The sequence below is a fragment of the Actinobacillus arthritidis genome (assembly GCF_029774155.1).
Lineage (GTDB): Bacteria > Pseudomonadota > Gammaproteobacteria > Enterobacterales > Pasteurellaceae > Actinobacillus > Actinobacillus arthritidis.
In genome coordinates, this window is the sequence record NZ_CP103833.1 from 962,583 (window position 1) to 972,779 (window position 10,197).

A 10,197-nucleotide genomic window follows, 5' to 3' on the forward strand; every position below is an offset into this window, starting at 1 on the left:
CAAGATTCTCTTAGGCGAGATAAACAAAACCCCGAGGCAAATGCTTCGGGGTTTTCGTTATTAAATGTCTAACTGAGCATATAACGCATTACTTTCGATAAAGTCACGACGAGGTTCGACTTCATCGCCCATTAAGGTACTAAACAATTTATCTGCGGCAATCGCATCGGTGATATTCACTTGTAACATCTTACGTGCTACCGGATCCATTGTGGTTTCCCATAATTGTTCCGGATTCATCTCACCTAATCCTTTATAGCGTTGAATGGTTAAACCTTTACGTGATTCACGTACTAACCAATCTAACGCTTCGGCAAAACTGCTAATCTCTTGACGGCGTTCACCTCGCATTACATAAGCACTTGGTGATAATAAATCGTTTAATTCGTTACCTAATGCGGTAATTTTTGCGTATTCGTTACTGCTGATAAAGTTAAAATCAAGACGATAAGTCGTATCCATACCGTGAGTGGTTACTACAATTTCCGGCTCATACACTTGACGCTCGCTATTAAAGAACACTTCGCTACGGTAGAAACTACCGCCGGTTTCTTTTTCCATTAATTTCGCCACAAACTGCTCATTCCAAGCGGTCACTTTTGCCTGATCTTTTACAAATTCAGCCGATAATGCCGAGCTATAAATTAATTCGTTTAATAACGCAACCGGATAACGACGACTTAAACGATCAAATAACTTTTGTACGCCGTTATATTGTGAAATGAGGCTTTCAAGTGCCACACCGCTTAACGCCGGCGCACCTTCGCTCACAAATAAGCCTGCACCTTCTAACGCAATATCAATCTCATATTGCGACATTTCATCGTTATCTTGAATATAACGCTCTTGCTTACCTTTTTTCACTTTATAAAGTGGTGGCTGAGCAATATAAATATAACCGTTCTCAATTAATTCCGGCATTTGACGGTAGAAGAAAGTTAATAGCAACGTACGAATATGCGCACCATCCACATCCGCATCAGTCATGATAATGATTTTGTGATAACGTAATTTCTCAATATTGTAATCATCACGACCAATCCCCGTACCTAACGCCGTAATCAAGGTTGCAACTTCTTGTGAAGAAAGCATTTTGTCGAAACGTGCTTTTTCAACATTTAAGATTTTACCTTTTAACGGCAGAATTGCTTGGTTTTTACGATCACGGCCTTGTTTTGCCGAACCACCCGCAGAGTCCCCCTCCACTAAGTAAAGTTCTGATAAGGCTGGGTCTTTTTCTTGGCAGTCCGCTAATTTACCTGGTAAACCGCCTAAATCTAATGCACCTTTACGACGTGTCATTTCACGCGCTTTACGCGCCGCTTCACGCGCACGCGCTGCATCAATAATTTTGGTTACGATATTTTTCGCATCGTCCGGATTTTCCGCTAAGTACTCCGCTAAAGCTTCATTCATTGAGCTTTCCACTGCACCACGCACTTCCGATGAAACTAATTTATCTTTAGTTTGTGATGAGAATTTCGGATCCGGTACTTTTACCGAAATTACCGCAACCAAGCCTTCACGAGCATCGTCACCTGACGCATCAATGTTCGCATCCGCTTTCTTCACCACACCGCTGTTATCCATATAGTTTTTTAACGCACGGGTTAATGCACCACGGAAACCGGCTAGGTGCGTACCGCCATCACGTTGCGGAATATTATTCGTAAAGCAGTAAACATTTTCGTTATAACTGTCATTCCACTGTAATGATACTTCAACACCAATACCGTCTTTCTCAGTTGAAAGATAGAATGGCGTGTTATGAATGTGGGTTTTACCTTCATTTAAATACTCAACGTAGGCTTTGATACCGCCTTCATATTTGAAGTGTTCTTCTTTGCCGTCACGCTCATCAACTAAACGGATTGACACGCCTGAGTTTAAGAAAGAAAGCTCACGTAAACGTTTTGACAGAATTTTATATTCGAATTCGGTTTTATTTTTGAAGATATCTAAACTTGGCCAGAAACGTACCATCGTACCGGTTTTGTCGGTATCGCCAATGATCGTTAATGGTGCATCCGGCTCGCCTAAACTATAAAATTGCTCGTGAACATGACCTTCACGGCGAATAGTTAGCTGTAATTTTGATGAAAGTGCATTTACCACCGATACACCCACACCGTGTAAACCGCCCGATACTTTATAGGAGTTATCGTCAAATTTACCGCCGGCGTGCAATACCGTCATAATCACTTCCGCCGCAGATACACCTTCTTCCGGGTGAATACCGACCGGAATACCACGGCCGTCATCTTGTACAGAAACCGAATTATCTGAATGAATCGTCACAATAATATCTTTACAGTGTCCTGCTAACGCTTCATCGATCGCATTATCTACAACCTCAAACACCATATGGTGTAAACCTGTACCATCATCGGTATCACCGATATACATACCCGGACGTTTACGTACCGCATCTAAGCCTCGTAAGACTTTAATGCTCGAAGAATCATAACTATTTGTTTGATTTTGTTCAGACATTCGTTATTCCTATACTTTATGAAATGGAAAAGGCTCTATTTCTTATCAAAAAATTTAAAGCCAAAAAATTGCGAAGATTATAGCAGAAAAATGCGAAAAAGTATTGGAAACAAGCGGTTAAAAAGGAAAGGAAATTTGTAAACTTAGGAAATCAAAAAGCGGCTAACTTTTCTTAGCAAGAATCTCAGAAAATTTAACCGCTTGCACTTAATTCATCTAATTAAGCATAGATGCCAACTAAAATAGCAAAAAACACTCCTAAACCAAAATAGTGATTATTTAAAAAGGCCTTAAAACATTGCTCTCTTGCTCGTTGTTTCGTGAGCCAACATTGATAACTAAATAGACCTGCACTTAATGCTAACACAACAAAATAGCCCCAGTGATGTTCACTTATCCAGCCAAAAATAACTAACAGCACTAACGCAATAAATTGCAATAAGGCAATGATTTTATTGTCGTATTGTGCAAATAAAATCGCTGTAGATTTTACCCCGATACGCAAGTCATCATCACGATCAACCATTGCATATTGCGTATCGTAAGCGACCGTCCAAAAAATATTGGCGAAAAACAATAACCAACATTCCAACGGCAACGATTCACTTACTGCACCATATGCCATCGGAATTGCCCAACCGAATGCCATCCCCAATACTACTTGCGGCAAATGGGTAAAACGTTTCATAAACGGGTAAATAATTGCTAACGCTACCGCAACAAACGACAGTAAAAAAGCATATCGGTTAAGTAATAAATCCAAAACAAAAGCAATACACAACAATAATACAAACAGTATTTTTGCTTCCGTCGTCGTCACTCGTCTGGTGGCAAGCGGACGTTGCGAAGTACGCTTCACTTCACCGTCAATATGACGATCGGCATAATCATTAATCACACAGCCTGCCGCTCGCATAACGATTACGCCTAATACAAAAATCACTAACACGGACAGAGGCGGAATACCGTCGGTCATGGCAAATAATGCCCATAGTGTCGGGTGAAGTAAAAGCAATGTACCGATTGGCTTATCAAAACGCATAAGTCGCGCATACGCCAACCATTTATGCCGAGAAAAATGTTGTTGAAAAAATGTCGTCATTAATTACCGCAGATTTGTACTGCCACTTTGGTTGCTACTAATCGTTGCCGCAATTCTAACGGTAATGGCAAATCTGTAAACAAATAATTTACTTCGGTAATATCGCCTAGGCGAACAATTGCACTACGACTGAATTTTGAATGATCGGTTACCAAAATCACTTGGCGCGAACTTTGCATTAATGCTCGTTTCACTTGCACTTCGTGATAGTCATAATCGAGCATTGAACCGTCACTATCAATCGCACTAATGCCTAAAATGCCGAAATCTAAACGGAATTGGCTAATAAAATTCACGGTTGCTTCGCCAATTAAGCCACCATCAGTCCTTAAATTACCTCCGGCTACCGTGATATGGAAATCTTCTTTCTGCATTAAAATATGTGCAGCATTAAGGTTATTAGTCACAATACGTAAATTTTGGTGAGACAACAACGCATAAGCCACCGCTTCAGAGGTAGTACCGATATCCAAGAATAATGAAGCACCGTTCGGAATCATTGCCGCCACATGGCGTGCAATCTCATTTTTTTGCTCAGAGAAAAATTGTTTACGTTCGGTATAATCGCTATTTTCACTGTTAGACGGCATTCCGGCACCACCGTGATGGCGGCGAATCAAATTCTTTTCGGCTAATTCATTTAAGTCACGGCGAATCGTTTGAGAACTTACATTTAATTGAGCAACTAACTCTTCTGTGCTGACATAACCCAACTGATTAACCAGTTCAATAATTTTATTGTGGCGAATAGATTGTTTCATTTGCTTATTCCTCCGCAAAGTTTTTAAAAAAAATGACCGCTTACAAGCGGTCATTTTCAACGTAATTCTTATAATTTTTCAACAAGTTCTACCGCATAACCGATGTAGCTTGCCGGCGTCATTTCTTTTAAGCGGGCTTTTTCTTCCGCCGGAATCTCAAGTTTCTCAATAAACTCACGCATTGCGGCTTCATCTACACGCTTACCACGAGTTAACTCTTTGAGTTTCTCGTATGGTTTTTCGATACCATAACGGCGCATTACGGTTTGAATCGGTTCTGCTAATACTTCCCAGTTTTGATTTAACTCATCACGTAAATGTTGCTCATTAACTTCCAACTTGCTTACGCCTTTTAAGGTTGCCGCATAAGCGATTAAGCAATAGCCTAAACCCACACCTAAGTTACGTAATACGGTTGAGTCGGTTAAGTCACGCTGCCAACGAGAAATCGGTAATTTTTGACCTAAATGGTTCATGACCGCATTCGCTAAGCCAAGGTTACCTTCCGAGTTTTCAAAGTCGATCGGGTTCACTTTATGCGGCATAGTTGATGAACCGATTTCACCAGCAATTGTGCGTTGTTTGAAGTGATTTAACGCAATATAGCCCCACATATCACGGTCAAAATCAATCACTATCGTATTAAAACGTGCCACGCAATCAAAAAATTCTGCAATATAGTCGTGCGGTTCAATTTGCGTGGTGTACGGGTTCCAAGTTACGCCTAACGATTCTACAAACTCTTGGCTGAACGTATGCCAATCCACATCAGGATAAGCGGATAAATGCGCATTATAGTTACCTACCGCACCGTTGATTTTCGCAAGAATTTCTAAATTTTCGAGTTGTTTATATTGGCGTTTTAAACGGTACGCCACGTTAGCCATCTCTTTACCAATAGTTGTCGGGCTTGCCGGCTGACCGTGCGTACGAGAAAGTAACGGAATATGTTGATAACGTTTTGCTAATTCTACCACCGCATCAATCACTTTTTTCCATTCTGGTAATAATACTTCTTCACGTGCCGTTTTTAGCATTAATGCGTGTGAAGTATTGTTAATATCTTCTGAGGTACAAGCGAAGTGGATAAATTCGTTTACTGCTTGTAATTCAGGTAACGCTTCACATTTTTCTTTTAAGAAATATTCCACCGCTTTTACGTCGTGGTTAGTGGTACGTTCAATTGTTTTGATGCGATTTGCATCTTCAACTGAGAAATTTGCAACAATTTGATTTAAGTAATCGTTTGCTTTTTCAGAAAAAGCTGGAACTTCTTTAATTTGTGCTTGAGAAGCCAATTTTTGTAACCAACGAACTTCTACCGTTACACGGAATTTTAGTAAACCAAATTCACTAAAAATCGGACGTAATGCGGCTGACTTTGTCTTGGTAACGACCATCGATTGGGGATAATGCTGTTAAAGCGGTAAGTTCCATTGTTTTCTCCAAATAAATAAATGTTCGACACATATTCTCCATCACGGAGAATATGTTTAAATACTTTTATACAACTGTTGTGCTTGATTAAGAATCTTTCTACGGGAAAATAAGAATTGCCAGCGAGTGCCACCGACTTGTTGCCATAAGATACCAGCACGGATACCGGCTAATAAACTGGCTCTGATTTTTTGCTGAATATCCGGACGCACCAAATAATCTTGTAAGCCTAGTACATGAATTTTTGAACCGAGTGGGCTAATCACATCACTGTAAATTGCGCTAAATTGGCAATCATTTGATCCGCCATAATATCATTCTCATAAAGCGGTAATTGACGTTCAATTTGCTGTAAACGTTCTGCTAATTTTGCTTTAGCTTCAGGATTTTTATTTAGCTTTTGACTTAAGGCGAGGACATTAATCCAATAACGACCGATTTCCGTATCCAATTTACCATTTTGACTGCCCATTTGTGCTTGAGCGGTTTCCAACCCTAATTTCAAATGGGATAATTGATCGTCAAAAACTGCTAAAGTCGAATCCGGCTGAGTAACGAGTAAACTTTTGATTGAATTTGCAAAAATCTCACGATCCGCTGAACCTTTGTGAGCAAATTGTTGAACTAAACTAACCGCTTGGCAAACTCCTGCAAAAGCAACCGTAATATCGTGATAATTTGTAGCCATAAATCAAAAATGAATGAAATGATAAAGAAAAGATTAAATCAAAATTGGTAATCAATATAACATTTTTTTATTTATTTTTGAATGAAAAAGCAAGAAATTTATTGTTGAAAAGAATAGAAAAGACGCCAACGTAACCGTTTGCGTCTTTATAAATTGCTTAGATTAATGAATAAACTTACCGTTATCCATTCGATAGACTTTATCGAACTTATCTAAACCGTGTAAACGGTGAGTAATCATTAATAATGTTCTATTTTGGCTATGCGTTAAAATTAATTCTAAAATTTGTTGCTCGGTTTCTCGATCTAATCCTTCAGTCGGTTCATCTAATAATATAATTTCCGCCGGACTGAGCAATAAACGGGCTAAGCCTAAACGGCGTTGTTCGCCACCGGAAAGCGGTCGACCGCCCTCACCTAACCATAAATCGAGTCCCTGTTCATTGAGTAAATAGGATAATCCCACTTGGTTTACGACCGTTATTAATTGTAGCTCCGTCGCTTGAGCATTACCAAATAATAAATTATCACGTAAGCTAGCGTTGAAAATATGTACTCGCTGACTCAAGGTAACGAGATGCTGACGCAGGGTAGATTCCGTATAATCCGCAATCTTGCAAGAATTTAAACAAATTTGACCGCTTGTCGGGTCATAATTACGATTCAGCAGTTGGAAAATGGTACTCTTACCACTACCCGTTTTACCTAAAATCGCCACTTTTTGTCCGGCAAAAATCTCAAACGAAATATTCTGCAACACTGGATCAATACTATTCGGATAAGCGAATGTTACCGCATCAAATTGCACAAGCTGTTGATTTTGCTCGACTTTTTTCCAATCGTCTTGGTTTCCGAAACTTACTAACGGTTGTTGTTCGGTAATTTCATTCAACCGCTCTGCCGCAGTAATCACTTGTCCTAAATGTAAAAATGCCAAACCAATTGGCATTAAAATCTCCGCCGAAGCCATTACACAAAAAACAACAAGTGCAATTAACGCTTCGGGATAATCAGCAGAAGACACATTAATTGCAGTGGATACCAAATAAATCACCACACAAACCAAAATACCATTAGCAAAAGTTAATAAGGCATTGGATAATCCGGTTAAATAGCTTTCCTTACTTTGTGCATTGAGCCATTCTTTTTCCGTTTGATTCAGTTTATTACTTGCTTGCTCCACCACACCGAATAATAAAAACTCGGCGTGCATTTGAATCCATTCAATAAATTGACTGCGATAGTTTGATCGAGCTTGAATTACTTTTGCCCCTGATTTACGTCCTAAACGATAAAATAATATTGGAAAAATCACTAATAAAGCGGTTAACGTCCCACAAATAATCAACGCAAGTAATGGCGATACAAAAGATAAGCCGATGCCCATAAATATAATCAGCATAACAGCACTGACAAAGGGCGAAATCAGATTTAAATACAACGTATCCAAAGTATCAACATCCGCCACTAAGCGATTGAGTAACTCGCTGTTTCTAAAGCGATTTAAACCACTCGGGCTAAGCGGAATCAATTTACGGAATACGGTAACACGTAAATTGGCTAATACACGGAATGTCGCATCATGTGTCACTAAACGCTCAAAATAACGAGCAATCGTACGACCAATTGCCAAACCTCTTACACCTGATGATGGGTAAAAGAAATTAAATATTATCGCTGAGCCAGCTAAAAAAGATGCCGATAAAAACCACCCCGATAAACTTAATAAGCCGATACTTGCCGTTAAACCGGTGATAGCTAAAACAATACCTAACAACAAACGTCCCCAATGGGTACGATAAAGAGAAAGAAAAGGAAAAATTGATTTCATGTATTACCTATTAGTGTTGTTGTAATTCTGCAAAGTAGCCCTCTTTTTCAACCGCTTCAAAGCGACCTTTTTGTACAATTTCGCCTTGTTTCATTACCCAAATTTCATCACATTGTTTGAGATCTTCAATACGATGTGTAATCATCAACGTTGTTTGTGTTTGGCTCAAATGTTGCAATGCGTTCAATACCTGTTGTTCCGATTGCATATCTAAACTGGCAGTCGGTTCATCTAGTAAAAGCAATTCGTAATTACGCAATAATGCACGTGCAATCGCAATACGTTGCGCTTGTCCGCCTGAAATCCCTATATTTGAATCTTGAACCTGGCTATCTAAGCCTAAACGATATACAAATTCATCTGCTTTTGATAAAGCTAATGCCTGTTCGAGTTGTGCTTCCGTTGCATTCGGATTACCCAATAAAATATTTTCTTTCAGCGATCCTTTAATCAACTGTGGATTTTGCCCTACCCAAGCTAACTTCTGGCGATATTGACTTAAATTTAGCTCTCGCAACTCCACGCCGTTTACCGTGACCGAACCTTGATAAGGTAAGAAACCTAATAACATATTCATCAACGAAGTCTTGCCTGCTCCGCTTTGTCCAACCAAAGCGATATGTTGGCGAGCAGTAAGAGTAAAATCCAACGATTTGGTCAATTCCTTACCTTGTGGTGAAAGAATCACACAATCTTTTGCAACGATTTCAATCGGTCGGTTTGGCAAATCTTTTTGCAAATCGGTTTGAACTTGCGTGACTTGTTGATTTAAAAAAGATTCTATGCCATCTGCCGCACCGATTGCCGCTTTATCATGATAAAACACACCTAACTCACGCAGAGGTTGATAAAATTCCGGTGCTAACATTAAACAGAAAAAACCGATAAATAGGCTCACTCCCGTTCCGTAATAACCAAAATCCAATTCGCCTAAATAGATAAAACCGAAATAAACAGCCATCACTGCAATCGATACTGCAGTAAAAAATTCCAATACGGCAGAAGACAGAAATGCCATTTTCAGCACATCCATCGTGCTTAAACGAAACGCTTCGGTACTTTGATAAATTTGTTCGGTTTGCTTCTCCGCCTGACCGAATAAACGAATGGTTTCCAATCCTCTTAATTTATCTAAAAATTGACCGCTAATCCGTGAAAGCACTCCGATATTACGTTGATTCGCTTCCACTGCTTTAATACCGGCAAGAGCCATAAAAAGCGGTAATAATGGCAATGTTATAAATAAAATAACACCAGCGACCCAGTTAATCGGGAATACAAAACAAAGAATAATCATCGGCACCAATACTGATAAAAATTGTTGGGGCAAATAGCGTGCATAGAAATTATGTAAATTCTCTACTTGCTCTAACATTAATGTTGCCCAGCTTCCTGCCGGTTTTTGCCGCATACTTATCGGACCGATTTCAACAAGTTTTGCCATAAGCTGTTCACGCAAATGTAAACGTAATACTTGCCCGGCTTTAAAACCAATTCGCTCACGTAGCCACGTCAGCAAAGCACGTGCACAAAAACAGACAAATAATAAGCCGATCTCGAATAAAAACATTTGAGGACGTTGATGTTCAATAATCATTTTATGCAACATCGTTGCCAATAGTGCCATTTGTCCAATCATAAAGACTGCACTCAAACTACCTAATAAAACATTAAGATACATCCACTTCTTGATGATATTCTGTTGTCCTCGAAGCCATTTTTGTAACTGCTTTTGTCGTTGTTTTTCCATTCTTGATAAATTTTTATTTAGGTAACACTTTGAATTAAATAGATTTTAACACGTTATCCAACATTATTGGGTAGAATTTATAGAAAAAATAAGCGATCCATTTCGCAAAAAAAATCACAAAACAGACCGCTTGTTT

The 10,197-nt window shown here is 39.2% G+C and carries 5 protein-coding genes and 2 pseudogenes; all 7 read right to left on the bottom strand.

Going from position 1 to position 10,197, the window contains the following annotated elements:
- Nucleotides 1-60: 60 nt before the first annotated feature.
- The gene (gyrB, locus tag NYR89_RS04505) at nt 61-2,493 is read right to left on the bottom strand and encodes a DNA topoisomerase (ATP-hydrolyzing) subunit B (protein ID WP_279446520.1); all 2,433 of its coding nucleotides are present in this window, start codon (nt 2,491-2,493) and stop codon (nt 61-63) included.
- Nucleotides 2,494-2,713: 220 nt separating this feature from the next.
- The gene (gene ubiA, locus NYR89_RS04510; RefSeq protein ID WP_279446521.1) at nt 2,714-3,595 is read right to left on the bottom strand and encodes a 4-hydroxybenzoate octaprenyltransferase; all 882 of its coding nucleotides are present in this window, start codon (nt 3,593-3,595) and stop codon (nt 2,714-2,716) included.
- Nucleotides 3,595-4,356, bottom strand: coding sequence for a DeoR/GlpR family transcriptional regulator (locus NYR89_RS04515; protein WP_279446522.1), 762 nt, complete (start codon nt 4,354-4,356; stop codon nt 3,595-3,597). Before NYR89_RS04515 ends, ubiA begins: the two co-directional genes overlap by 1 nt.
- Nucleotides 4,357-4,424: 68 nt before the next feature.
- Nucleotides 4,425-5,793: pseudogene (purB, locus tag NYR89_RS04520) on the bottom strand (adenylosuccinate lyase).
- Nucleotides 5,794-5,849: 56 nt separating this feature from the next.
- Nucleotides 5,850-6,481 (bottom strand): annotated as a pseudogene (hflD, locus tag NYR89_RS04525) (high frequency lysogenization protein HflD).
- A 162-nt stretch (nt 6,482-6,643) separates the two neighbouring features.
- Nucleotides 6,644-8,311, bottom strand: coding sequence for a heme ABC transporter ATP-binding protein/permease CydC (gene cydC / locus NYR89_RS04530; RefSeq protein ID WP_279446523.1), 1,668 nt, complete (start codon nt 8,309-8,311; stop codon nt 6,644-6,646).
- A gap of 10 nt (nt 8,312-8,321) precedes the next feature.
- The gene (gene cydD, locus NYR89_RS04535) at nt 8,322-10,061 is read right to left on the bottom strand and encodes a heme ABC transporter permease/ATP-binding protein CydD (protein WP_279446524.1); all 1,740 of its coding nucleotides are present in this window, start codon (nt 10,059-10,061) and stop codon (nt 8,322-8,324) included.
- Nucleotides 10,062-10,197: the final 136 nt, after the last annotated feature.